This window comes from Ruegeria sp. AB8, assembly GCF_056542605.1.
Window position 1 is genome coordinate 1 of record NZ_JBQGAB010000027.1, and the last position, 25,347, is coordinate 25,347.

The window sequence follows — 25,347 nt, forward strand, 5'->3', positions numbered from 1 at the left end:
ATGCCGCTCAACACATGTCGATCATCAACGCGTGGTTTGCCGTGGGACTTGGGGAAGAAAGGCTCAAGACGCGCCATCTGCGCATCCGTCAACCAGAAAAGATCAGACATGGTCACCGCTCGATTTTCGAACCGTGAATAACGCAGCCACGCGGAAATCAATGGGTCCTGACCCTAAGTCGGACTTCAAATATTATGCGACGGTTCAAGGCTGGAATGCCGCCAAAGGTATCGAGTTCAAGTTTGTTAATAGCCATGAAAAGGCAAGTTCAGTACGTGACACTAGCAAGCTAGAAACGCTCAAGACCAGCATCCGAGCAAGGCTTGCTGCGTCCAAGAACATGGTAGTTATTATTTCTTCGGACACTCGGAAGACTGGAAGCTTGCTGTCCTACGAAATCGAGAAAGCAGTGGACTACTACAAAATCCCTTTGATCATCGCCTACACAGGTTACAATTCAATTCTGAACACCAAATCTCATTCCGATGAGTGGCCCACGGCCCTAAAGACTAGGCTGGACAATTCCACCGCAGCCGCAATCCACGTGCCCTTCCGTAAGGACGCCATCATGGATGCTATAGGACAGTTCACTGTAAACAGTGGGAAACTCAGTGGTCCTCACAACTACTATAGTCGCGACACGCAAGTGGACTGGGGCTATATTAAGTAGCGCACCAAGTGTAGACCAACCCCAAAGGGACAACCCAACACCGTTTGGATAGGCTAGTGTTATTTTCCCAGACTCACTGAGCTTTGAATAGCTCCAGCCAGTCCCTCTGAACCTTTTTGGGGATCGATCGCGGATCATCGGGGCCACCGCTCCATTGAGAAAACAAGCCGTCAATGAACTTTTTCATGCCATCCTCTTCGTCCGGTAAACTCCCACCGTTGGCTAGATAGAGCCATGAGTAAAACTGAGTCATGGTATAGCGGTCGAACTCCGCATTGTGTTCGTCATCAATTCGATGGGTTCGACGCCGTATTGTTGCATCAAAGTAATCCTCTATGTCGCCTTCACTAAACGACAAAGACAGGAACTTTTCGTGGATCTCCGGCCGGATGACCTTCGAAACGAGCAAGGCGATCATGACATCTATCCAACCTCGCAAGTATCTCTCATTTTGCAGTATGTCGCCGCTCAGAAGAGTGACTGCGTTCAGAATTTTTCCCACATCTCTTATTGATATTGAGTTGTTTCGGGACACGATTTTCACATGTGGTTTTAGCGCATTGGCAATGTGATCAGGTATCCCCATTTCTTGAAGCCGGTGTTCGAGGTAAACCGCTACAGTGTCTTTCGTGTGGTGCTCCCGGCCAATTTCTGAAGGTAACGCTAATGAAACGTTGATGAACTTTCGTAAGTATGCAGACGCGTCAATGTCGGGCCCATAGCGGGCTTTCACACTGTTTTCCAGCGCCCTCAGATTGACCCCCAAAACGAAGGCAATGCCCGGAATTGCAAAAAAGTGCTTTATCACCTCCAACACCTCCAACGCATAGTCCGGTCGACATCGATCCAATTCATCCACCACCAAGACCAATCGCGCCCCAACAGTCGTTGGTTGGTCTTCCGCTTCCAGATGAGCTGCTACCAGTTCCGTCAGAGCCGAACGAAATTCATCCATTGCGGCACGGCGCCCGGTTTCCTGCGACCAGTAGTTTTCCAACGCATCGGATGCCTCTGTACTCAAGGCCTTAGCGGCGGCATCCCCAACGGGTGATAACGTTTCTGTAGCACCAAATGTTGCCATTGCTACACCGATCCGCGCTAACGGTTTTGCGAACTTGAAGGTCGCAGCCTTAATCCGCTCCATGGTGCTCTCATCAGCGTGCGGGAAACGATCACTGATGGTCGATACAAGGCTAGGTAGCGGATCATTTAAGAAGTCATTTGCGAAAGCATCAAAATAGATGGTCGTTGCTTTGCCCTCGTTGGCAAGTGTATGTGCACCAACCCAACGCTTTAGAAAATAGGTCTTTCCCGTGCCCCAACCGCCATCCAAGGCAACTACTATTGGGTCTTCAATACGTTCTACTAACCCAGAAAGAGATTTACCAACTTCCGCGCGTTGTAGAATATCACGACCTTCGAAGCCCTCTTCATAGGGTGCCACCTGCGGTTCTGAAGGGAAAATCTTCATCAAACTTGGCCCTGAATTTTGCTACCTATTTAGAGTTAGTAATTTTTTCGGTGAAGTTCCAAACGCAAATTCACTGCACGAGTTTGGCAGCCGCAGAAAAAGTCTAAACTTGTGCAGCCAAGCTGCGGAGTCCGTTGCTTCGGTAAGCGCAGCTTTGGGTCGAAGTTACAAGTCGTGGCGGGGTTATCAGCCATCGACCTTTTGTGGGCCAGGGGGATTTGGGCAAGCCAAACGCCCCTGACCGTCAGGGTGAGGGCGCTGCCCTCCCCCTCGGGCAACCCTATTAGACAGGGCCGTGTCCTCGGCTTTGCCTGCGGGCCGCACCACCCCTGTCGAATAGCATTGCCTCGCCCCCTCCCGCGTTCGCCACGTGGCAGATCAGCAGGAACAGGCGGCTTCGCCGTCTGATCTGCAAATCAGCCCTGATTTTCCAGAGGAGAAGTCAGATCAAACGAAACAGTCTGCGGGAGTACGAAAAAGGGGTGTTGGGTCAGTTTATGACGCAAAGGTCAATTTCGTCTGACGTCCAACAGTAAACCAGTGGCGGACCGAGGAGGATTCGAACCCCCGACCCCTTGATTCGTAGTCAAGTACTCTATCCAGCTGAGCTATCGGTCCGCGTTGGTGAGGCGGTATTTAGACCCAGGTCCGGGGACGTGCAAGTCGATTCTCAAAAAAACTTTCAAAAAGTCCGGTCGCCGCGCGGCAGGCTTATTTCAAAGGTGGTTCCGTCAGGACCTGTGTGCTTCAGCACCAGATCTCCGCCATGTCCGCGCACCAGTTCCTGCGATATCGCGAGGCCCAAACCCGAACCTCCTTTGCGGACGCCGCCCTGAAACGGGGTAAACAGGTTTTCCCGCGCTTTCGGGGGCAGGCCCGGACCATTGTCGCGGACTTCAACGCACCAGCTATCGTCGTCTTCACGGCCTTCTATCGTGATCTTCCCGGGCTTGCCCGAGGCGACAAGCGCCTGACGCGCGTTGCGAACAAGATTCATCATGACCCGGAACATCTGCTCGGGGTCGGCGCGGGCGATCAGGTCCTGCGGCAGGTTGTTGACAATTTCCACGCAAGAATCGGCAACCGCCAGCCTTTCACTGGCCACAACATCTTCACCGACATCGCGCAACCGGACCATGGTCAATGTGGGTGCCGGTTCCTCGGCGCGGCCAAATGCCAGCGTGCTTTCACATAAGGACACCGCACGGGTGATCGAATTCACCAGCTTGGGGGCCAGACGCCGAACCACCGGATCGTCACTGGATTCGATGCGGTCCGTGAACAATTGTGCCGAGGTCAGGATATTGCGCAAATCGTGACTGACCTTGGCCACGGCCCCACCCAACTGAGCCAAGCGTTCACGCTGTTTCAGGGCCTGCGTCAGCTCCTTCTGCAACATTTGCAGGGCCTCCTCGGCTTCCCTGAGTTCCGTCACCCGGGAATCCGGCGAGATGATGCCGCGCGCATCCTCAGGTGCGCTGGCATAACGCTGCATGTATCCGACCACGCTTTTGATCGGACGCACCAGAACGACACGCACCGCAAGAAACAGGAAAAAGGCGGTGATGATGGAAATCACGAAGGACAGCCCCAGAATTCGCAGGCCGTAGTCCGTCATCGCCATGCGCAGCGGCGCGCTGTCGATCGTCACTTCGATCAGCAGCCCGGCACCCTTGACCGGCTCGCCTATCACTCGGATGACTTCGTTTTCCGGAGTGAACAGCCGGGCCATCGCGCCCCGGATCAGAACCCAAGGGCTCGCGTCGCGCAGATCGTAGGTCTTGGTGATCGGCTCGGGGATCGGTGAGGACAGCATCAGCTGACGCACCTCGTCACGCCGCAACACCACATTGTAGACGCCCGCATTGGCCAGAAGCTCGGCCTCCAGATCTTCGGCCAGCATGTCATCAGCCAGCAACGCCAGCGAGGCGATCTGGGCCCGTTCAAGCCGGTTCAGCAGGAAATCTTCGCGGAACCGCGCAATCGATGGCACAAAGATCAGCACCTCGGCCAACATCACGAAGACCGTCGTCAGGATCAGAAATCGGCCCGACAGCGAGTTCAATATGCGCTCCTTTCCCGGTCAGGGGATCCAGCGCTGGACGAACCTGACCACTCGTTTAACTGCCTGATTCTCAAACAGCCTTGGCGAGAAATAAGCGCCCGCCGCGCGTTTGTTAAGCTCTCCGATCGTCGGATAGGGGGACACCATCGCGGCGACCTGACCCATCTTCAGATTATTGGCCAGGGCCAGCGACCACAAGTTGATCAGTTCGCCCGCCTGATGACCCACGATTGTAACACCCACGGGCCGGCCTTTTACGACCATGACCTTAATGAAGCCTTTCGTTTTCCGCTGGGAAATCGCCCTGTCAACGTGATGATAGTCAAAACGGGCGACCTCGACCTTGTCGCCATGGTGTGCATGCGCCTGCGCTTCGGTCAGGCCCACCTGCGCCAGTTCCGGATCAGTATAGGTGGCCCACGGGATATGCGCCGTCTTCGCCTTGGACGGCAGGCCGAACAGTGCCGAACGGATGACAATCCCGGCGTGATATCCGGCCACATGGGTGAATTGCAGCCCACCAGCGACGTCACCGATGGCATAGACCTTGCGATTGGTGGTCCGCAACGCCTCGTTAACCTTGACCCCGGTAGGGGACAGTTCGATCCCGGCGGCTTCAAGGTTCAGGCGGTCTGTGTTTGCCTTGCGTCCCGCCGCCAGCAACAGATGCGAGCCCGAGAAGACGTCACCATTCTCGGTCACTACCTCAATCGTGCCAGCGTTGCCCCTGATCTGCGCGACCAATGCCATTTCGTGAATCACCACGCCTTCCGCGCGCAAAGTCTCCAAAACAACCTCGGCCGCTTCGGGGTCATCCTTGCCCAGTGCTGTCATCCCTTCGATCACAGTGACTTTGCATCCCAGCCGAATATGGGCCTGCGCCATTTCCATGCCGATGGGCCCGCCGCCGATGATCAAAAGGTGATCGGGCTTGTCGCGCAGGTCAAAGATGGTCTCGTTGGTGAAATACGGCACCTGATCCAACCCGGGGATCGGCGGCACCAAAGGGGAAGAACCCGTTGCGATCACCACACGCCGCGCAGTGATCAGGTGACCACCCGCCTGCACCTGGGTCGGAGAAACAAAACTGCCATATTCTCGGATGACTTTGACGCCAAAACCCTCGAACCGCTCCTGGCTGTCCATCGGTTCGATCTGGGCGATAACGCCCCGCACGTGGTCCTTGGCGGCAGCATAATCCACCTGCGGAACCACGTCCGCCACGCCCAGCGCCGAGGCATGGGCCTGCGCATGGGCTGCGTTTGCGCTGGCGATCAGGGCTTTGGACGGAACACATCCGAAGTTCAGGCAATCTCCGCCCATCTTGTGGCCTTCCAGCAGGATGACGTTTGCCCCCATCTGGCTGGCCCCTGCGGCTACGGACAACCCCCCTGACCCGGCTCCGATCACCAGGATATCGGCTTTCAGATCTTGCATGTATCAGGCGTCCTTTCGGCCTCGAACGGATTTGATGACAATCGGCAAAGCGGCCAGCACACACAAGCCGATGATGGGACCTATGACAAAGGGTTCCCACAGCAGCGAAACGTCAGGCGTCTCGCCCCGGTCGAACACACCGCCCAGCCCCACGCCGATCCACGTGTACACAATCCCTCCCGGGATAATGCCCAGCGCCGTGGTGATCAGAAAATTGCGGAACTTCACGCCGACCAGAGCGGGCACAAGGTTGGCCACGAAAAACGGCACGACGGGTACAAGGCGCAGCAGAAACAGAACCGGAATTTCATTCTCGCGCAAACTGTCCTTGAGCTTTTTGATGCTGCCCTCCGAAGATTCGAGGCGGGCCGTCAGGGCTTCGCCCAACCCCCAGCGCGCGGCCCAAAAGATCACCGATGCACCGACCGTGGCCGCAAATACGTTGAAGACGGTTCCGGCGATCAGTCCGAACAGGAACCCGCCCGTCATCGAGGCCACCGCCGCACCCGGCAAAGAAAATGCCACGATGACGATGTAAATCGTCACGAAAGCACCGGCCATTGCCCAGTAATTGGCATCACGCCACGCCAAAAGCGCCTCGCGGTTGTCGCGCAGAATTTCGAACGTCAGATAGTCGCCCAGTGTGAAAAACCCCACCGCTGCAACGGTAAGAATCACCAGCAACGGCATATGTCGCGCAAGCCCTCTGCGCGGGGCCTGAGTTGCATCACTCATGTGGCTGTCCGGTTTCGTGTGTTTCATTCTTCAAACAACATGCGCCGCATGGCGCCTCGGCAACAGGGGCCTCACGCTGCCTTGATGTTTTTGTCCGGGAATGTGAGGGTTTGGCGCCGCTGACCCGTCTTTTTGAAACCTTTTCACGGGCTGGGTTACAGAATTGTTGCAAAAGCCGCCAAAACCCCCACCTTGGGGTTTGACTTACCCCCCGCTACCCAGTAGAGGACGGGCTTCGAACACCACGGGCAGGCGAATCCGCGCCGCACCCGACCGCATAGATTGGAGACGGAGCGATGAAACGCACCTATCAGCCTTCGAACCTGGTTCGCAAACGCCGCCACGGTTTCCGCGCGCGCATGGCCACCAAGGCCGGCCGCAAGATCCTGAACGCGCGCCGCGCACGTGGCCGCAAGTCGCTGAGCGCGTAAACCGCTCGACCTGTCAGGATATGAACATGACGCCGCCGGAGGCCCCTCGTGGATGGTAAGAACCAGCCCGGGGAAACGCCCCCGGCGGCGTCCGTTTGCGCGCCTGAAACTCTGACCGTTCTCACGAAACGATCCGATTTTCTGAATGCCGCCCGTGCGCGCAGACAGGGCACATCCTCGATGATGGTACAGGCCCGCAAACGCGCACCTGACGAGGCGACCGGAATTCGCGTCGGGTTTACCTGTTCAAAGAAGGTCGGCAATGCCGTTGCCCGCAATCGCGCCAAGCGGCGTTTGCGCGAGGCCGCCCGCGCTGTGCTGCCCGTCAGTGGGCTTGATGGGTGGGACTATGTACTGGTCGGTCGCGCCGAAGTGACCGCCGCGCGCCCGTTTGACGCCCTTTTGGATGACCTACGCTATGCGCTGCGCAAAATCCACGGTGCGCGGAAATGACCCTGTTCTCTCATATCCTTGCCCTGCCTGTCAGGGCTTATCGGCTGGTTTTCAGCCCCTGGGTCGGGTTCAACTGCCGCTATCAGCCCACGTGTTCGGCCTATGCGCTGGAAGCATTGGAAAAACACGGTGCGATCAAGGGCGCGTGGCTGGCCGCCCGACGGATCGGTCGATGCCACCCTTGGGGCGGTGACGGCTACGATCCCGTGCCGGAACGCCCTGACGAGCAGAGCAGAACTTAATGACCCCCGGTCAGACTTGACCCGGTTGAACCTGCGCTCAACATTCGGATCAGTCCAACCCGAGGTTCTGATGCCACCAGACGCACGCCGCACTCTGCCCACGCACACCGTTCACAACCAACCGCAAGTTCGTGGTGACATTGACCTGTGGGCCTGCGACCCGGTGCTTCGAGACACGGTGAACGTGTCCGGCGCGCGCGTAGCGCCTTTGGCGGCTTTGGGCGAAACACTTGGACGCGCCGAGACACGAGAGCTGGGGCGCGAAGCCAACCGACAGCCGCCCGAACTCCGGGTATTCGATCAGGGCGGGCGGCGTCTGGACGAGGTGCGGTTTCACCCCGCTTACCACCAGATGATGCAGATCAGCCAGTCAGCCGGTTACGCCGCAATGGCCTGGGACGGTCAGCCTGGTGGGCACGCCACCCACGCAGCCATGGTCTACTTGGCGGGACAGGTCGAGCCGGGGCATTGTTGCCCGATGACCATGACCTACGCGGCAATCCCGGCGCTTGAGGTCAATCAGCAGATCGCCTCGGTCTGGCGCCCAAAACTCATGGCGCACAGCTATGATCCGTCGACGCGTCCGATCGACCCAAAAGCCAGCGCCACGTTGGGTATGGCGATGACTGAGAAACAGGGTGGCTCGGACGTACGCGCCAATACCACCATTGCCACCCGCGACGGCAATCACTGGCGTCTGCGCGGTCACAAATGGTTCTGCTCGGCCCCGATGTCGGACGGCTTCCTGACGCTGGCGCAGACGCCGGGTGGGCTGACCTGTTTCCTTGTTCCCCGCTGGCTGGAGGGCGAGCGTAACGCGATCCATCTGATGCGTCTGAAGGACAAGCTGGGCAACAGATCCAACGCCTCTGCCGAAATCGAATACCACGACGCGCTGGCCTATCAGCTGGGCGACGAAGGCGCTGGCGTTCAGACCATTATCGAAATGGTGCACCACACCCGTCTGGACACTGCCATGGCTCCGGCCGGACTGATGCGTGCCGCCCTGTCCGAGGCACATCATTGGGTCAGCCACCGAACCGCGTTTCAGCGCCGTCTGATCGACCAGCCCCTGATGCGCGCCGTGCTGGCCGACCTGGCACTTGATTGGGAGAGCGCTCTGACGTTGGGGATGCGGGTCGCGCAGGCGTTCGACGGCCAGTCGCCCGAAGACAGGGCCTTTGCCCGCATCAGCGTCGCACTGGCCAAATTCCTGAACAACAAGCGCTGTCCGGTTGTCGTGGTCGAGGCGATGGAGGTGCTGGGCGGCATGGGCTATGTCGAGGATACCCCTCTGCCCCTGCTCTATCGGGAAGCCCCGCTAAACGGCATTTGGGAGGGGTCAGGCAACGTGATCTGCCTCGACATTCTGCGCACCCTGATCCGAGAACCGCTGGCTGCCGAGGTAATGCAGGCCGAGTTGGACGCCGCACGAGGTGCAGACCGGGGCTATGACGCAGCGTTGAAGGCGCATCGCGACCGTTGGCCCGACCTGCCACCCGAAGCAGAGGCTCGGTGGTTCGCCGAGCGTACAGCACTTTTGTTGGCGGCGGCGCAGTTGGTGCGACATGCCCCCGGCGCGGTTGCCGACGGCTTCATTGCCACGCGTCTGTCAGGTGAAAGCGGTCGCATCCCGGGATCGGTCACAGGACTGGACACCGACGCCCTGCTGGCGCGTCTGGGCTGACCCGCCCACTTGCCCGGTTGCCGCAACTGCTGTAGGGGCAGCCCATGTTTGACGAAGCTGACGATATCCACCCGCTTTTTGCTGGTGCGCCCTCGACCACCGAGTTCAAAAAGCTGCGCAAGCGCATCGTGCGCCAGACCCGTGAGGCCATTGAGCACTACGGGATGGTGGACCCGTCCGCCCATGACAAGGATGGCAAACCGCCCCGCTGGCTGATTTGCCTGTCAGGCGGCAAGGACAGCTATACCCTTCTTGCGGTTCTCCACGAGTTGAAATGGCGCGGACTGTTGCCGGTCGACCTTCTGGCCTGCAATCTGGATCAGGGTCAGCCGGGTTTTCCCGCCACTGTTCTACCCGAGTTTCTCGAACGAATGGGTGTTCCGCACCGCATCGAATATCAGGACACCTATTCCGTCGTGATGGACAAGGTTCCGCAGGGCCGCACCTATTGTGCGCTGTGTTCACGCCTGCGCCGCGGCAACCTGTATCGCATCGCCCGGGAAGAGGGCTGCTCTGCCGTGGTACTGGGTCATCACCGTGACGACATCCTCGAAACCTTCTTCATGAACCTCTTCCACGGCGGGCGTCTGGCCACCATGCCGCCTAAACTTGTGAATGAAGAGGGCGACCTGTTCGTTTTCCGCCCCCTCGCCCATGTGGCCGAGGCCGATTGCGCGAAATTCGCAACCGCCATGAACTATCCCATCATCCCCTGTGACCTCTGCGGCAGTCAGGACGGCTTGCAGCGCCAACAGGTGAAACAGATTCTCGATCAGTGGGAAAAGAACAGCCCCGGCCGGCGTCAGGTGATGTTCCGGGCCCTGACAAACGCGCGGCCCTCGCATCTGCTGGACCCGAAATTGTTCGATTTCGCGAATCTTTCGCTTGATCCGGGTCAAAAAAACGAAAAATCGGACGAAATTCCGCGTCTGCGTTAACGACTGACTCAGTTTGGTTTCCTACGGTTGGGCTTGCGCGCTGAGTCCAAGCTGAAGGCCGTCAGAACCAATGCGGAACCGATTGATCTTTAAACGAGTTCTCAACACGATTGTCGCTGGCCTGAGCGGCCCTTCCGCACTGGCCTTCATACCGGCACTCAGCCTTGCAGCCTTCTGGATCGGCGGAGAGCAAGTGCTGTTGATCGTCGCATTGGGCTTGCCCCTGATCCTTGCCGGAGCAAGCGCCGCAAATATCTGGCCTGCGATTGGGAATTCATTTCGCGACAATTCTGGCGGGATGATGCCGGATCAGGTGTTTCGTACCAGGTTGGGGCTCCTTCTGGATGGGGCGAGGAAAAATATGGAAAGCTCGGCCTGTTTCGTGATTTCACTGGATGACTATGGGTCGCTGCTAGACCTGCACGGGCAGGCGGCGGCCGCCCATATCGCCGAACTGGCCTGCAGCCGGACCTTGTCCACGATCCGGGCCCAGGACATCGTGACACGAGACGGCAGAGACAAAATCGCTTTGGGTCTTGGGGCATCTCCGCATCTTGACCTGGAATCCTGCATTCAGATGTCCGGCCGTATCCAGACTGCAATCGAAGAACCGATCATGCTGAATGGTGCCGGGCTTTACGTCTCGTGCTCGATCGGGTTTTGCCTGATGCCTCATGACTTCGACGGCGACTCAACCGACGGGATCGAGGCGGCGAACGCCGCACTTGCCGAAGCACAAAGAAACGGCCCTTCGACCATTCGGGCCTATTCCGCCGAAACGCGCCGTCGGTCCCGGATCCGCACAAACCTGCGCAAGGATTTCGAGGCAGCGTTGGACAATGATGAAATTCGCCCCTGGTTTCAGCCTCAAATCTCGACGGACACAGGGCGCGTCACAGGTTTTGAGGCACTGGCCCGGTGGGAGCATCCGCAAAAAGGTGTGTTGGGCCCGCAGGTGTTTCTACCCTTCGCCCAACAGGCGGAACTGCTGGAACGGCTGGGCCATACGATGCGCCACCATGCGTTCACTGCCATGCAGGCCTGGGACCGGGCCGGCGTTGTGATTCCGCGGATCGGTATCAATTTCTCGTCCGATGAACTCCGCGACCCGGGGCTCATGGATCGCCTGAAATAGGAACTGGACCAGTTTGATCTGACTCCGGACAGGCTTGCGGTCGAAGTTCTGGAAACGGTGTTTGCCAAACGGCCCGATGACGTCATCACCCGCAATGTGACCGGAATGGCCGCGCTGGGGTGCTGTATCGATCTGGATGATTTCGGCACCGGTCATGCCTCGATCGCGTCCATCAAGCGCTTTGATGTTTCGCGGATCAAGATCGACCGGTCCTTTGTGACAAAATCCGATCGGGATCCCGGTCAGCAACAATTGGCCAGTGCCATCCTGACGATGGCGGAACGGCTGAACCTGGAAACACTGGCCGAAGGCGTGGAAACCCCGGGTGAGCATGCCCTGATGGCGCAGCTTGGCTGCAATCATGTGCAGGGGTTCGGAATTGGCAAACCGATGCCATTCGAGCAGACGCTCGACTGGATCGCTTCGCACCGCGCAAAAGTGAACAAGGTTCCCGGGATTGGACGGCAAACCGGATGAAATCCGGGATTTTGCAAGGCGCAATCCCTTCCGGTGGCAAATTGACGGGCGATTCCACTTGACCTTTGGGGCTGCACTCTGTTGAACACCTCCGGTGTGTTTCCCAGCTCAAGGTGGCTGTCCCAGATGGACGATCAGAACAAGAATCTCATCCTCGCAACCGCGCTCAGCTTTCTGGTGATCCTCGTCTGGTTCGTCCTTTTCCCACCCCCGGAACAGGCGCCGACACCGGATCAGGTGGAAGTCAGCGCCTCCGAGGGCAGTGAGCTTCAGACTCCGAGCGCAGCGGGTGACACAGCCGTCGGCGATACGTCTGCTGCCACAGAAGAGGCACAAGCCGATGCCGAGGCCCCGCGCATTCAGATCGACACGCCCCGCCTGTCTGGCAGCATGTCTCTGGCCGGCGGACGCATCGATGAGCTGTTTCTGAAAGACTACAAGGTCTCGATCGAAGCAGGCGCCCCGATCGTCGAGCTGCTTTCGCCCGTCGGGTCCGATTCTGCCTATTACGCCTTGTATGGCTGGGCGCCTGGGGCGGGCGTTGCCGGCGCGGATGTCCCCGGGCCGAACACGCTCTGGTCGACTGAACAAGGCGACACGCTTACCGTCGACAGCCCGGTCACACTGGTCTGGGACAACGGTAAGGGCCTGATCTTCCGCCGCACCGTGTCGGTTGATGAAGACTACATGTTCTCGGTCACGCAATCGGTCGAGAACACCACGCAGTCCGAAGTGGGCATGGCCCCCTATGGCATTCTGGCACGCCACGGTATGGGTGAGGATGGCGACCTGCCGGGCCTGAAGAACTTCTTTATCCTGCACGAAGGCGTCATGGTCATGGCGGACGGCGTTCTGGACGAGATCGATTATGGCGATGTCCGCGACTTCGACATTGATCCGAATGAACGCGCGCAAGCCGAAGTCTTTCAGATCAAGGAAGGTGGCTGGGTCGGCTTTACCGATCACTACTGGATGACCACCCTGATCCCGGCTGAAGGTTCGGCCTTCAAGGCGGCGGCAAAATACGACGCGCGCCGCAAGATTTATCAAACTGAAACCGTACTGCCGACCCTGTCCGTTGCGCCCGGCGCGACCGAGGAAGTCACCACCCGCCTGTTTGCAGGCGCCAAGGAATGGGAAACCATCCGCGAATATCAGGCGGAAGGTGTGCAGAAGTTCGTGGACAGCATCGATTGGGGCTGGTTTTACTTCCTGACCAAGCCGATTTTCTGGCTGCTGCACAACATCAACGTTTTGATCGGCAATATGGGCTGGTCGATCATCGGCCTGACGCTGATCATCAAAGCGATCCTGTTCCCGCTGGCGTTCAAGTCCTACGTCTCGATGGCCAAGATGAAGGAACTTCAGCCGCAGATGGAGGCCCTGAAAGAGGCTGCCGGCGACGATCGTCAGAAGATGCAGCAGGGCATGATGGAGCTGTACAAAAAGGAAAAGGTGAACCCGGCCGCTGGCTGTTTGCCGATCCTGATGCAGATCCCGATCTTCTTTTCGCTGTATAAAGTGATCTTTGTCACCATTGAACTGCGTCAGGCCCCCTGGTTTGGCCCGTTCCAGGACCTCAGCGCGCCGGACCCGACCTCGATCTTCAACTTCTTTGGCTGGCTGCCCTGGGCCGGACCGCAGCCTGATACGCTAATGGCGCTGATTTTCATCGGTATCTTGCCACTGCTGCTGGGTATCTCGATGTGGCTGCAGCAGAAACTGAACCCGGCACCAACGGATGCGACACAGGCGATGATCTTTGCCTGGATGCCGTGGGTCTTCATGTTCATGCTGGGCGGGTTTGCCAGCGGCCTGGTGGTTTACTGGATTGCGAACAACACGATCACGTTCACGCAGCAGTACCTGATCATGCGCAGCCAGGGCTACACGCCGGACGTGTTCGGCAACATCAAGTCCGGGTTCAAGCGGACCCCGAAGACGGATGACAAATGAGCGGGTCTGTCACCAGCCTCTGGCGGCATCCAATCAAAAGTCACGGGCGGGAAAGCCTGAGTGATGTAACCGTGACCCCCGGGCAGACAATGCCCGGGGATCGCGTTTGGGCCGTCGCACACGAGGCGTCAAAAGCCGATGGTTCGGAATGGGCGCCCTGTGCCAATTTCAGCCGCTGCTCCAAAGCCCCGCAACTGGCGGCCATATCGGCCCGGATGAACGGCGGCACCGTGACGCTCAGCCACCCGGGGCGCCCCGAGATCAACTTCGATCCCGACACGCAGCAGGATGATTTTCTGGACTGGGTCAAACCGCTGATGCCCGTCGACAGGGCTGCGTCGGCGCGGATCATCCGGGTTCCGGGACGGGGAATGACCGACAGTGACTTCCCCTCGATCAGCCTGTGCAACATGGCCTCGCACCGGGCGGTCGAGCAGAAGCTGGGGCAGGATCTATCCCTTGTCCGCTGGCGCGGCAACATCTGGTTCGACGGGCTGCCCCTGTGGGAAGAGTTTGACTGGCTGAACCGCGACATTCGCATCGGTCAGGCCGTTCTGCGAGTTCGGGAACGTATCACGCGCTGTCTGGCCACGACCGCCAACCCGGAAACCGGCACGCGGGATGCAGACACGCTGGGCACCCTGAACGCATGGGATCATCAGGACTTTGGCGTCTACGCCGAAGTTATCCAGGGCGGAGAGATCCGTGTCGGCGACAAGGTAGAACCGGTATGAGCACGCTTCCTTTTCCAATGGCGGACGCGCCGGATGCGATTGCGCAGGAAACCGGGCGCAAGTTGTTTGCTGGCCCGTCCGAATTCGTCAAAGGCGTGGTTGCCATGGACGGCCTGCCCGCCCCCGACCGGCTTGAGGTGTGTTTTGCGGGCCGCTCGAACGTGGGGAAATCCAGCCTGATCAACGCGCTGACCGGGACCAAGGGATTGGCGCGCGCATCGAACACGCCCGGCCGCACGCAGGAGATCAACTTTTTCACGCAAGGGCCCGACCTCTATCTGGTTGACCTGCCCGGTTACGGTTATGCCAACGCGCCGGTCAAAGTAGTCGAGAAATGGCAGCGACTGCTGAAACAGTACCTCAGCGGACGTCAAACCCTGCGCCGCGCTTTTGTATTGATCGACTCGCGCCATGGAGTAAAACCTGTGGACGACGAGATCATGAAGCTGCTGGATACCAGCGCCGTGACATTTCAATGCGTCATGACCAAGGCCGACAAGGTCAAGGCCAAAGAGCGTGAGAAGGTGCTGGATCAGGTCCGCTCCGCGCTGTCCAAGCACCCTGCCGCCTACCCCGAGATTGTGCTGACCTCCTCCGAGAAAGGTGACGGAATACCGACCCTGCGCTCGATCATTGCACATCTTGAGTAGCTTCGCCCTTGGCAGCACCGTCCAAAGGCCCTAACACGGTTCGCCAGAAGGACCTAAGCCATGAAGACACGAGACATGAACCGGGACTGGATTGCCACCGCCGCCACTCTAAACAGCGCACTGCCCTACCTGCAGCGGTATGACGGCGCGATCGTCGTGATCAAACTGGGCGGTCACGCCATGGGCAGCGACGAGGCGATGGAAAGCTTTGCCCGCGATGTCGTGCTGATGCGGCAGGTCGGGGTAAACCCGGTCATCGTGCATGGTGGCGGACCCATGATCAACGCGATGCTTGATCAGTTGGATATCCAGTCGGATTTCGTGAATGGCAAGCGGGTCACCGATAAGGCCACGGTCGAAGTCGTCGAGATGGTGCTGTCTGGCCTTGTCAACAAACGGATCGTGCAGGCCATCAACCGTCAGGGCGGAACGGCGGTCGGGCTGTCCGGCAAGGACGCCAATCTGATGGTTTGCGAGCAGACGGATTCCTCGTTGGGCTTCGTCGGCACACCATCCGTGATGAATCCCAAACTGCTGCATGATCTTTTCTCGCATGATGTAATCCCCGTGATTGCGCCGCTCGGAGCGGGCAAAAACGGTGAAACCTTCAACGTGAACGGCGATACCGCTGCCGGAGCCATCGCGTCGGCCCTGAAGGCGGATCGACTGTTGCTGCTGACTGATGTATCCGGCGTCAAGAATGCAGCCGGAGAGGTGGTGACCGAACTCAAAGCCGGACAGATCCGCGAGATGACCCGCGAAGGCACGATTGCCGGCGGCATGATCCCAAAAACGGAAACCGCTCTGGACGCGCTGCACAGTGGCGTTCGGGCGGTTGTCATCCTGGATGGCCGGGCCCCAAATGCCGTATTGCTGGAATTGTTCACCGAACACGGTGCGGGCTCTCTGATCCGGCCGGACTGACGCCTATGCGAATTTCCAGGACTTGTCTCGGGCTTTAATATGCCTGAATGTGAATATATGGAGCACGAATCCATTATTCGGCTGGGAATTTTCCTTGGGCTTTTTGCGGTTTTCGCAATTGCCGAGACATTTGCACCTAGACGTTCGCTAGATTGCTCGAAACGACGGCGCTGGCAAACCAATCTTGCCATAACGCTTCTCAACACCCTGACGCTGAGGGTTATGGCAATCTGGGTCCCGTTGCTGGCCGTAGGGGCGGCGGTGGACGCCGGACATCACGGGATTGGGCTTTTTAACAGGACCGACTGGCCCGGATGGCTGGAAATTCTTCTGAGCGTGCTGATTCTGGACTATGCGATCTGGCTGCAGCATCTGGTGACACACAAGGTGCCGATCCTCTGGCGGCTGCACAGGGTGCATCACGCGGACAGGGACATGGATGTAACGACCGCCGTGCGATTTCATCCCATCGAAATCGCACTGTCCATGATACTGAAAATCGCGCTGGTTTATGCATTGGGTCCCAGTGCACTAGCCGTTGTTCTGTTCGAGGTTCTGTTGAACGGAACCGCGCTGTTCAATCACTCCAACATCAAACTCCCCCTTGCCGTGGAGGCGGTGTTGCGTAGGGTTCTTGTGACACCTGACATGCACCGGGTTCACCATTCGGTGCACAGGAAAGAACACGACAGCAATTACGGCTTTGCGCTGTCAGTCTGGGATCGATTGATGGGCACCTATGTGGCGCAGCCAGGCGACGGGCATGACAAGATGAAGGTGGGACTGCAATGGCGGGACGAACGACCAACCCGGCTGGGATGGAGCCTGACACTGCCGTTTCGGCGCAAGTGACATACTCCGACGTGACAGCAGCCGCTGATCGGTCGGGCCTGGTCGTGATGGGTGCGCAGCACCCCCGGCATAGCGGCGCCAAGCAGCTGGATGGCGGCACCCTGATCCTGCTGGGTGCAGCGCAGACATTCTGGCCGGTTTTGAAGGCGTCGCCCGAATGGGTGGATGGGCAGGCGGACCCAGTCGACAGATGGTCCTTGCGGGTTGTCGGCGCGATGGCTGGCGCACTGGGTGCCACGCCATACTATCCGTTCGGCGGGCCGCCCTACACACCCTTCATCGACTGGGCGCTGAAGTCCGGGCGCACGTTTCAAAGTCCGGTTGGCGCATTGGTGCATGACACTGTTGGCATGATGATCTCGTTCCGCGGTGCGCTGCATTTTGCCGATGAGTTCCCGATACCTGCCGCCGAAGGACCAAGCCCCTGCGCCACCTGCCATGCCCCCTGCACGTCGGCCTGCCCGGTTGGCGCTTTGTCGACCCACAGCTTTTACGACGTCGACACCTGCCATGCACATCTGACCACGCCGGAAGGCCAGACCTGCATGGCTGGCGGTTGTCTCGCGCGACTTGCCTGCCCGCTAAGTGCGGGTGCCGGGCGACTGGCAGAACAATCTGCGCATCATATGAAGGCCTTTCACCCATCATGACCCGCACCCTGATCCTGACCCGCCACGCGAAGTCCAGTTGGGACAATCCGCTGAGCAACGACCATGATCGCCCGCTGAACAAGCGCGGGCGCAAGTCAGCCCCGGCCATCGGAAAATGGCTGTCACGGAACGCATGGCTTCCAGATGAAGTTCTGAGTTCTTCGGCCACCCGGACCCGCGAAACCTGGGACAGGATGGGGCTGACTACTGCCAGGACAACCTTCACCCGCGACCTGTATCTGGCCGATCCCGCTGAAATGATGAAGGTATTGCAACAGGCGACCGGACGCACCGTACTGTTGCTGGGTCATAATCCCGGTATTGCCGCCTTTGCGGATCAGATTGTGAAATACCCACCGGACCATGTGCGGTTCTACGACTATCCCACCTGCGCGACGACGGTTATTCGATTTGACATCAACACCTGGAGAGGCTTGCAGCGGCACAGCGGCAAGGTCCTGGGCTTCGCAATCCCACGCGAACTTTTGAACTGAAAAAGGCGGGGCCAGACCCCGCCTTTTTCCGGATTTAATTGCAGGTTCAGTGCCCCAGAATCTGGCTGAGGAACAGCTTGGTCCGCTCGCTTTTGGGGTTGTTGAAGAACTCTTCCGGTTCGTTCTGTTCCACGATCTGGCCGGCATCCATAAAGATCACGCGGTTGGCGACCTGACGGGCAAAGCCCATCTCGTGGGTCACACACAGCATGGTCATGCCTTCTTCGGCCAGCTCGATCATGGTGTCGAGCACCTCTTTGATCATCTCGGGGTCCAGCGCCGATGTCGGTTCATCGAACAACATGATCCGAGGCATCATGCACAACGAGCGGGCAATCGCCACACGCTGCTGCTGTCCACCGGACAGCTGGCCGGGATACTTGTCGGCCTGTTCCGGAATCTTGACCTTTTCCAGGAAATGCATCGCGCGCTCTTCAGCCTCTTTCTTGGGCGTCTTGCGCACCCAGATCGGGGCCAGCGTGCAGTTTTCCAGAATGGTCAGGTGCGGGAACAGGTTGAAGTGCTGGAACACCATGCCAACCTCGGACCGGATCTTGTCGATGTTCTTGAGGTCATTCGACAGAACGGTTCCATCCACAACGATCTTGCCCTGCTGGTGTTCCTCCAGTGCGTTCAGGCAGCGGATCAAGGTGGATTTGCCCGACCCCGAAGGCCCCGCGATCACGATCCGCTCGCCCTGATTGACGGTCAGATTGATGTCGCGCAGCACGTGGAAGGCCCCATACCATTTGTTCATGTTGGTGATTTCGATGGCGACCTCGTCGCTCACCTGCATTTTCGAGCGATCGATTTCACGATCAATTGCAAGTTCAGACATGTGTTGAACTCCTTAACGATGGCCAGTCTGAAGCTTGCGCTCCAGATACATGGAATAACGGGACATGGAGAAGCAGACGACGAAGAACAGAACGCCGATAAAGGCAAACAGTTCCCAGTAGACGCCGTTCCAGGCGGTATCGGCGCGGATGCCGTTGGTCAGACCGATCACGTCGAACAGACCGATGATCGAAACCAGTGTCGTATCCTTGAAGATACCGATGAACGTGCTCACAATGCCCGGGATCGAGATTTTCAGCGCCTGCGGCATGATGATCAGCCGCTGCGCCTGCCAGTAGTTCAGTCCAAGACTGTCAGCCCCTTCGTACTGACCCCGCGGCAGCGCCGCCAGACCACCCCGGATCACCTCGGCCATATAAGCGGCCGAGAACAGGGTCATCATGATCATCACCCTCAGGATGATGTCAAAGTTGGTCCCCGGCGGCAGGAACAGGTTCAGCAGCAGCGAGGCCACGAACAGCAGGGTGATCAGCGGCACGCCCCGAATGAACTCGATAAAGCCAACGCAGAGGTATTTGACGATCATCAGATCAGACTGACGACCGAGCGCCAGCACGATGCCGATGGGAAGCGAGACGCCAATGGCCACAACACCCAGCAGGATCGCCAGCATGAAACCGCCAAAGTCACGGCTTTCGACAGTCGCTATACCAATTGGAATGACAGAGTCGACCGCGTCAGCAACTGCGGCAGCAGCAAAAAACCACCACAGAATGGGCAGCGCGACTGCAAGGATTAACGCCGTCAGGGACCCTGCCATTGGAAGCACAACCTTGTAGGCGAAATAACCGATTGCGAACCCGGCGGCGACCATCAGCGGTCCCCAGATCGACCCGCCCCACATCAGCCAAGGCAGCAGGAACGGATAAGCCGCCGTCACGATCAACAGCTTGCGCGGCACTTTGGTGAACAACACCGGCGCAATCGCAACCAACAATAGGATGAAGGTCAGGTTCGGCCGGAAATAGGCCGGCCAGCCGCCCGATTCAGGCGGATTTGACCACGTTGCGTCCGGATGCGCCGGATAAGGTGGATAAAAACCGTACAGCAATTGCAGCCAACGGTCCTTGATAACACCCCAGCAGGCATGACCATGAGTATCGCCCCAGGTCGCCATCATGATCTCACGACATTCCGACAGGGAATTGGCGTTCCAAACGGATTCGAACGTCCAGGACAGAATGTTGGAGAGCACATAGTAGATGAAATACAGCGAGATGAGCGTCAGGATTGCGTTCAGCCAGCTTGAGAACAGGTTATGCCTGATCCATCCCAGCACACCGACCTCGGATGCGGGTGGTGCCTGTTCCGGCAACATTTCCGTGCGGACAAATGAAACATCACTCATATTACCGCTCCACCAGTTTGACACGGTTGTTGTACCAGTTCATCACCGCCGAAATGCTCAGCGAGATGGTCAGGTAGACCAGCATCAGCAGCAGAACGCATTCCAGCTCGCGGCCGGTCTGGTTCATGGTGATACCGCCCAGCGTCCCCGTGATGTCCATATATCCGACCGCGATCGCCAGCGACGAGTTCTTGGTCAGGTTCAGATAGTTCGAGATCATCGGCGGGATGATCACTCGCAACGCCTGCGGCAGGATCACCAGACGCATGGTCCGGCCCGGGCGCAGACCCAGTGCGGATGCAGCCTCGGTCTGACCCTTCGAGATGGCCAGAATACCGGCACGAACGATCTCGGCGATGAAAGCCGCAGTGTACAGCGACAGGGCCAGCCACAGGGCGATCAGCGAGTTCCGTAGGTGGGTGCCGCCGGTGAAGTTAAAGCCCTTCAGCTCGGGATAGCCCAGATGGAAGCCCAGCGCGCCCAGCAGGATGGCCGATGGCACGAACAGCAGGCCCAGTTGGATGTACCAGATGGTCGGACGGTCACCGGTCTTTTCCTGCGTGGCATTGGCCCAGGCCGACACTTTGCGCATGGCAAAGATGCTGCCGCCAAGCACGATCAGGAAAGCGATCAGGTCCAGCGAGACGTCAAAACGCAGGCTTGATGTCCCGAACAGGTGGATGTCGCCCAGGCTGCGCGAGAACAGAAACTCGGGGATATAGACCCCGCGGTTGGTCACAGCAACAGTGCCGAATAGATCCATCGTGGCTTCTGGATTTTCACCCCGGAATGCGCGCGGCGCAGGCAGGCTTTCAATCAGAATCGCCATAGCGAACACGATCCAAAGCAGGACCGGAACGTTGCGGAACATTTCGACATAAACCGTCATAATCCGCGCGATCAGCCAGTTGTTCGACAGACGCAGAACACCAACCATGACACCGATGATTGTTGCCGTGATACAGCCCAGAACTGCAACAACCAGCGTGTTCAGCAGCCCGATAAAGGCCGCGCGCAGATGGGTATCCTGCGAGTCATATTCCAGCAGGCGCTGGTTGATGTCATAGCTGGCTGGTTCGGCGAAAAAGTCGAACCCGACTGTTCTGCCCAGCGTTTCGAGGTTCTGAATGGTGTTGTTAATAATCCAGGCTGCCAGAAGCATGAAACCGATCATAGCAATGACCTGAATGGTCGCAGATCGGTACCGCGTATCGTAAAGGAGCATGGACAGCCGGAACTGCTCCTTCGGCGGGTCAGTGAGAGTCGTCATGACCTATGTTTATCCCCGTGCATCCCGGTCTTTTGTCGGCAGAGTTGATCTCTGCTCGGACGTTTCCGGGCGTGTTTCTTATTGATTGAAAAAGGGCGCAGGTTGCCCTGCGCCCTTTTCCGTGGATTTTAGCGGAAAGGCGGTGCGTACAGCAGGCCACCTTCGATCCACTGTGCGTTCAGACCGCGTGCCAGGCCAATCGGGGTTTCCTCACCGATGTTCTTGGCAAAGATTTCGCCGTAGTTGCCGCCGACCTTGATGGCGCGACGGGCCCATTCAGCGTCCAGACCCAGCATTTCACCCAGAGTGCCTTCGCTGCCCAGCAGACGATTCACTTCCGGATTGTCGGTTCCAGCGGACATTTCATCGATATTGGCCGATGTCACGCCCATTTCCTCGGCTGCGATCAGCGCGTTCAGAGTCCAGCGGACAACATCGCCCCACTCGTGGTCGCCGTGACGCACCAGCGGACCCAGCGGCTCTTTCGAGATGATTTCCGGCAGGATCACGTGATCACCGGCATTCTCGAATGTGGCGCGGGTGGCAGCCAGACCCGATGCGTCGGTGGTGTAGACGTCACAGGCACCAGCCAGATACTGTTGCTGCGCTTCGGCGTTGGTTTCGATCGGAACCGGCTCGTAGCTCATGTTGTTGATGCGGAAGAAATCCGCCAGGTTGAGCTCAGTTGTGGTGCCGGTCTGAATGCAGACGGTCGCACCGTCCAGTTCCTTGGCCGAGCTTACGCCCAGTGCCTTGGGAACCATGAAACCCTGACCGTCATAGTAGTTGACGCCGACGAATTCGAATTTCAGGTCGACATCGCGGCTGAAGGTCCAGGTGGTGTTCCGGGCCAGCATGTCGATCTCACCCGAAGCCAGCGCGGTAAAGCGTGTCTTGCCGGTGGTCGGAATGAACTCAACTGCAGTCGGATCGTTCAGAACGGCGGCTGCTACGGCGCGGCACACGGCCACATCAAAGCCTTGCCACTCACCATTGGCGTCCGGGCTGGCGAAACCGGGTACACCGGTGGCCACGCCACAGTTCAGTTTGCCGCGTGCCTTGACGTCATCTGCGGTTCCTGCCGCGGCGGCGCCAGCAGCCAGGCCAACAATCGTCGCCACGCCCAAGATTACGGATTTTTTCATTTTTACCTCTTCCTGATTGTCCGCCCCACTCGGGGGCGGTTCTGTCCGGCAGCATTTTGCCGGAAAGGTTACCCCAAAGGTGTCTCCCCTTTAGTGGCCACGAGTTTGGTCGCATTCATAAACAAACGTCAAGGGTTGGATCAGCGAAAACGATATCAGACGCCGCGCGGCCGGGCGCGACGCACTAAAATACTGTCTTTGAAGGATCAAACCGATAGATCGAAAAAGCGTTTGGCGTGTAAAAAGGCGGATTTCTTGACCTCCGAGGCTTCATGCGCCTCGTCGTCATGACCCCATTGCTCGATCTGCCAGATTTCGTCCAATCGCGAAATGCGCCATATCTCGTCCGGTTTGCGCCAATTCCGCGCTGCGGCAAAACCCAGAATCAAGGACCCGGACAGGCTCACAAGGTCGTGAAACGCGGCAAGCTGAAACTCACCAAGCTCATGAACCTGCCGCCGCAGAGTCGCCAGCGCATCGTCGGATTGCGGTTGATGCAGAACACCCTCGAAGGATACAAGCCGCGCGGACAAGGTCTTTTCCGCCCAGTCCAGCGCCGGATCCCATTGCCCCGCCTGCCGCTGCTGCAACTCCAGCGGGTGCGTGGCACGGTAACACAACAAGTCCGAATCGCCGTAGTCGGCCAGCATATCGGCCACTTCGGCATGCTGATGGCGGACCTTGTCGATTGCCGCATTTGCCGATCGGGTAAACGGCATCGAGGTCGGATCAACCTCTTTTTCTTGCGCGTCCCATTCCGTAGCTACAGCGGTTGCCATTGCGTGCGTCGGCACAACCAGCGCCGCCTTGGCCGGGGTTCTGACCTGACGCCCGTCCAGTTCGACGGTGAAGCCTTCTTCGGTTTCAGCCACCACGCTTTCGGTCCAGAACCGTTTCGGTGTCCAGTCGCTCATACCGTCATCCCCAAATACTGTGCAGCGCCGGCGGCAGCTGATCAAAGGTTTCGATCACCTGCGCAGCGTGTTCCAGTTCTGCGGTGTCGTGGTATCCCCAGGCCACACCGATACCTGTCACGCCAGCCGCGCTGGCCATATCCATGTCAAAGCGGGTATCGCCAATCATGGCCGTATTTCGCCGGTCGACACCGGTTTCCGCGCGCGCTGTATCGATCATCGACGGATGCGGTTTCGAAGGGTGATGATCTGCCACCTGACGGGTGACAAAGAACCGTTCCAAACCGTGCGCCTCGATCAACGCATCCAGCCCGCGTTGCGACTTTCCGGTGGCGACCCCCAGCAAGACCTCGGGTATGTCGTGCAGCGTCTCCAGCACCTCCCGGGCACCGGGATAGAGGGGCGAGTTCGCGGCACCCTGCCTCAGACGCTGGTCGTGATAGGCGTCCTTGTATCCATCCACCAGTTTTTCCTGGACCAAAACCGGGTGATCATGCGCCAGACGGGACAGAGCGACCGGCAGCGACAACCCGACAATCGACAGGATCGCGGAACGATCCGGCACAGTCAGGCCCAAAGCGTCAAAACTGGCGGTCATGGCCGAGACGATACTGGCCTGACTGTCGACAAGCGTACCATCGACATCGAAAAGGACCAGCCGCAATGGTGAGGTCATTGCAAATCCTCAAAGGGATCGTCCGAGGCCAGATCCTCGGTCCAGCCGAAGGTATCCCAGCTGTGTTTCATATGATCCGGCAATAGAGCCTTGACGGTGATGGTCTTGCGCGTCACCGGATGTTCAAACGACGCCTGCCGGGCATGCAGGTGCAGCTTTTTGCTGATAATCCCGCCCAATTGCGCGCCCCAGCCATCGCCTAGGTTTTCCTGACCCGAACCGCCATATTTACCATCACCAATGATCGGATGCCCAATGGCGGCCATATGCGCGCGCAACTGATGGGTGCGGCCTGTAACGGGTTCCATGGCAACCCACGCGGCGCGCCCGGCAACCCGGTACAGCGTCGCGTATAGGGTATGCGCCCTCTTCGCGCCCGGAGTACCGTCAATGTCGTTCAGGTGAACGGCGATCATCTTCTCGCCTTCACCCTTTTTGCCGTGGCCTGGGGCTTTTACCAGACCGGTTTTGATCTCGCCCAGATACGGAGTCGGCACCCCGGCAACCAGGCCCCAGTAAATCTTGCGCGTGTCGCGGTGACGAAACGCGGCTGTCAGACCTTTGGCCGCTTCGCGCGTTCTTGCCAAAAGCAAAACGCCCGAGGTGTCCTTGTCCAGACGGTGTACCAGACGGGGGTTTTCCTCATAACCGAACCGCAGCGCCTCGGACAGGCTGTCGACATGGCGGGTCTGACCACTGCCGCCCTGCACCGGCAGTCCATGGGGTTTGTTCAGGGCCAGAACATGATCGTCGCGGTAGATCACGCAGGATTGGATCATCTTTGCGTCCGCATCCGAGATCCGGCGTTTGACCTCAACCGGCTTGTGATCAGCGTCCGGCAAGGGCGGAACCCGCACGACCTGCCCGGCTTCAAGCCGGGTCGAGGCCTTGGCCCGACCCCCATCAATCCGCAGCTCGCCCTTACGGCACATCTTTTCGATACGGCCCTGCCCAACATGCGGGAACATGCGGCGCAACCAACGGTCCAGCCGCTGGTCGCTGTCGTCCTCTGCGACGGTGATCATCTGTACGCCACTCATGCCATTGCCCCTTGCACCGCGCGACTGGCCCGCCCGGATTTCACCGATGTCAGTGTGTTAGAAAACATGCGCGTCTGTCGCGCGCAAAGCAGCAA

The 25,347-nt window shown here is 58.7% G+C and carries 23 protein-coding genes, 1 tRNA gene and 3 pseudogenes; 14 read left to right on the forward strand and 13 right to left on the reverse strand.

Features of this window, described 5'->3' with window-relative positions:
* Window positions 1-110: pseudogene (locus ACR0CG_RS20570) on the reverse strand (IS5/IS1182 family transposase); the annotation flags it as partial.
* A gap of 50 nt (window positions 111-160) precedes the next feature.
* On the opposite strand from ACR0CG_RS20570, the gene ACR0CG_RS20575 reads away from it, so the two are divergent.
* On the forward strand, window positions 161-670 hold the full coding sequence (locus ACR0CG_RS20575; RefSeq protein ID WP_480527208.1) for a TIR domain-containing protein: 510 nt from the start codon (window positions 161-163) through the stop codon (window positions 668-670).
* A gap of 73 nt (window positions 671-743) precedes the next feature.
* On the opposite strand, the gene ACR0CG_RS20580 is transcribed toward ACR0CG_RS20575, so the two are convergent.
* From ACR0CG_RS20580 to ACR0CG_RS20600, 5 genes are all read right to left on the reverse strand, one after another.
* The gene (locus ACR0CG_RS20580; protein ID WP_480527209.1) at window positions 744-2,141 is read right to left on the reverse strand and encodes a KAP family P-loop NTPase fold protein; all 1,398 of its coding nucleotides are present in this window, start codon (window positions 2,139-2,141) and stop codon (window positions 744-746) included.
* A gap of 541 nt (window positions 2,142-2,682) precedes the next feature.
* A tRNA-Arg gene (locus ACR0CG_RS20585) sits at window positions 2,683-2,759 on the reverse strand.
* 64 nt (window positions 2,760-2,823) lie between these two features.
* Window positions 2,824-4,209 carry a sensor histidine kinase gene (locus tag ACR0CG_RS20590; protein ID WP_480527249.1) on the reverse strand — a complete coding sequence of 462 codons (1,386 nt, stop codon included), beginning with the start codon at window positions 4,207-4,209 and terminating at the stop codon, window positions 2,824-2,826.
* A 15-nt stretch (window positions 4,210-4,224) separates the two neighbouring features.
* Window positions 4,225-5,643, reverse strand: a complete 1,419-nt coding sequence (locus tag ACR0CG_RS20595; RefSeq protein ID WP_480527211.1) for a dihydrolipoyl dehydrogenase family protein — start codon at window positions 5,641-5,643, stop codon at window positions 4,225-4,227.
* A 3-nt stretch (window positions 5,644-5,646) separates the two neighbouring features.
* Window positions 5,647-6,378: a TVP38/TMEM64 family protein gene (locus ACR0CG_RS20600; RefSeq protein WP_480527212.1), complete on the reverse strand. Its 732-nt coding sequence runs from the start codon at window positions 6,376-6,378 to the stop codon at window positions 5,647-5,649.
* A 296-nt stretch (window positions 6,379-6,674) separates the two neighbouring features.
* On the opposite strand from ACR0CG_RS20600, the gene rpmH reads away from it, so the two are divergent.
* The 13 genes and pseudogenes from rpmH to ACR0CG_RS20665 all read left to right on the forward strand — a co-directional run bounded on the left by rpmH (window position 6,675) and on the right by ACR0CG_RS20665 (window position 18,001).
* Window positions 6,675-6,809 (forward strand): 50S ribosomal protein L34, encoded by a 135-nt coding sequence (gene rpmH, locus ACR0CG_RS20605; RefSeq protein WP_005980833.1) that lies wholly within the window; start codon window positions 6,675-6,677, stop codon window positions 6,807-6,809.
* Between the two features lie 26 nt (window positions 6,810-6,835).
* Window positions 6,836-7,262: pseudogene (gene rnpA / locus ACR0CG_RS20610) on the forward strand (ribonuclease P protein component).
* Window positions 7,259-7,504 (forward strand): membrane protein insertion efficiency factor YidD, encoded by a 246-nt coding sequence (yidD, locus tag ACR0CG_RS20615; protein ID WP_170613710.1) that lies wholly within the window; start codon window positions 7,259-7,261, stop codon window positions 7,502-7,504. The pseudogene rnpA and the gene yidD overlap by 4 nt, the downstream one beginning before the upstream one ends.
* Window positions 7,505-7,574: 70 nt before the next feature.
* On the forward strand, window positions 7,575-9,191 hold the full coding sequence (locus ACR0CG_RS20620) for an acyl-CoA dehydrogenase family protein (protein ID WP_480527213.1): 1,617 nt from the start codon (window positions 7,575-7,577) through the stop codon (window positions 9,189-9,191).
* A 44-nt stretch (window positions 9,192-9,235) separates the two neighbouring features.
* Window positions 9,236-10,129: a tRNA 2-thiocytidine(32) synthetase TtcA gene (gene ttcA / locus ACR0CG_RS20625; protein ID WP_170613714.1), complete on the forward strand. Its 894-nt coding sequence runs from the start codon at window positions 9,236-9,238 to the stop codon at window positions 10,127-10,129.
* A gap of 301 nt (window positions 10,130-10,430) precedes the next feature.
* Window positions 10,431-11,741, forward strand: a pseudogene (locus ACR0CG_RS20630) (EAL domain-containing protein).
* A gap of 126 nt (window positions 11,742-11,867) precedes the next feature.
* Window positions 11,868-13,697 (forward strand): membrane protein insertase YidC, encoded by a 1,830-nt coding sequence (gene yidC / locus ACR0CG_RS20635; protein ID WP_480527215.1) that lies wholly within the window; start codon window positions 11,868-11,870, stop codon window positions 13,695-13,697.
* Window positions 13,694-14,431, forward strand: a complete 738-nt coding sequence (locus tag ACR0CG_RS20640) for an MOSC domain-containing protein (RefSeq protein WP_480527217.1) — start codon at window positions 13,694-13,696, stop codon at window positions 14,429-14,431. Before yidC ends, ACR0CG_RS20640 begins: the two co-directional genes overlap by 4 nt.
* Window positions 14,428-15,081, forward strand: coding sequence for a ribosome biogenesis GTP-binding protein YihA/YsxC (yihA, locus tag ACR0CG_RS20645; protein WP_480527218.1), 654 nt, complete (start codon window positions 14,428-14,430; stop codon window positions 15,079-15,081). Before ACR0CG_RS20640 ends, yihA begins: the two co-directional genes overlap by 4 nt.
* 60 nt (window positions 15,082-15,141) lie before the next feature.
* Window positions 15,142-16,005 carry an acetylglutamate kinase gene (gene argB, locus ACR0CG_RS20650; protein WP_480527220.1) on the forward strand — a complete coding sequence of 288 codons (864 nt, stop codon included), beginning with the start codon at window positions 15,142-15,144 and terminating at the stop codon, window positions 16,003-16,005.
* A gap of 57 nt (window positions 16,006-16,062) precedes the next feature.
* On the forward strand, window positions 16,063-16,857 hold the full coding sequence (locus tag ACR0CG_RS20655; protein WP_480527251.1) for a sterol desaturase family protein: 795 nt from the start codon (window positions 16,063-16,065) through the stop codon (window positions 16,855-16,857).
* Window positions 16,794-17,507, forward strand: a complete 714-nt coding sequence (locus ACR0CG_RS20660) for a ferredoxin (RefSeq protein ID WP_480527222.1) — start codon at window positions 16,794-16,796, stop codon at window positions 17,505-17,507. The genes ACR0CG_RS20655 and ACR0CG_RS20660 overlap by 64 nt, the downstream gene beginning before the upstream one ends.
* Complete coding sequence (locus tag ACR0CG_RS20665; protein WP_480527223.1) at window positions 17,504-18,001, forward strand: SixA phosphatase family protein; 498 nt, start codon at window positions 17,504-17,506, stop codon at window positions 17,999-18,001. The genes ACR0CG_RS20660 and ACR0CG_RS20665 overlap by 4 nt, the downstream gene beginning before the upstream one ends.
* A gap of 46 nt (window positions 18,002-18,047) precedes the next feature.
* Here the strand turns inward: ACR0CG_RS20665 and ACR0CG_RS20670 are convergent, their stop codons facing one another.
* From ACR0CG_RS20670 to ACR0CG_RS20700, 7 genes are all read right to left on the reverse strand, one after another.
* Complete coding sequence (locus ACR0CG_RS20670) at window positions 18,048-18,839, reverse strand: amino acid ABC transporter ATP-binding protein (RefSeq protein WP_170613728.1); 792 nt, start codon at window positions 18,837-18,839, stop codon at window positions 18,048-18,050.
* 12 nt (window positions 18,840-18,851) lie between these two features.
* Entirely contained in the window at window positions 18,852-20,207 is a 1,356-nt protein-coding gene (locus tag ACR0CG_RS20675) for an amino acid ABC transporter permease (protein ID WP_480527225.1), read from the reverse strand.
* Window position 20,208: 1 nt separating this feature from the next.
* Window positions 20,209-21,477 carry an amino acid ABC transporter permease gene (locus ACR0CG_RS20680; RefSeq protein WP_170613732.1) on the reverse strand — a complete coding sequence of 423 codons (1,269 nt, stop codon included), beginning with the start codon at window positions 21,475-21,477 and terminating at the stop codon, window positions 20,209-20,211.
* 128 nt (window positions 21,478-21,605) lie between these two features.
* Window positions 21,606-22,622 (reverse strand): amino acid ABC transporter substrate-binding protein, encoded by a 1,017-nt coding sequence (locus ACR0CG_RS20685; protein ID WP_480527227.1) that lies wholly within the window; start codon window positions 22,620-22,622, stop codon window positions 21,606-21,608.
* Between the two features lie 206 nt (window positions 22,623-22,828).
* Window positions 22,829-23,536, reverse strand: a complete 708-nt coding sequence (locus tag ACR0CG_RS20690; RefSeq protein ID WP_480527229.1) for an ATP12 family chaperone protein — start codon at window positions 23,534-23,536, stop codon at window positions 22,829-22,831.
* 4 nt (window positions 23,537-23,540) lie between these two features.
* Window positions 23,541-24,212, reverse strand: a complete 672-nt coding sequence (locus ACR0CG_RS20695; RefSeq protein ID WP_480527231.1) for an HAD-IA family hydrolase — start codon at window positions 24,210-24,212, stop codon at window positions 23,541-23,543.
* Window positions 24,209-25,252 (reverse strand): RluA family pseudouridine synthase, encoded by a 1,044-nt coding sequence (locus ACR0CG_RS20700; protein WP_480527232.1) that lies wholly within the window; start codon window positions 25,250-25,252, stop codon window positions 24,209-24,211. Before ACR0CG_RS20700 ends, ACR0CG_RS20695 begins: the two co-directional genes overlap by 4 nt.
* Between the last annotated feature and the right edge of the window lie 95 nt (window positions 25,253-25,347).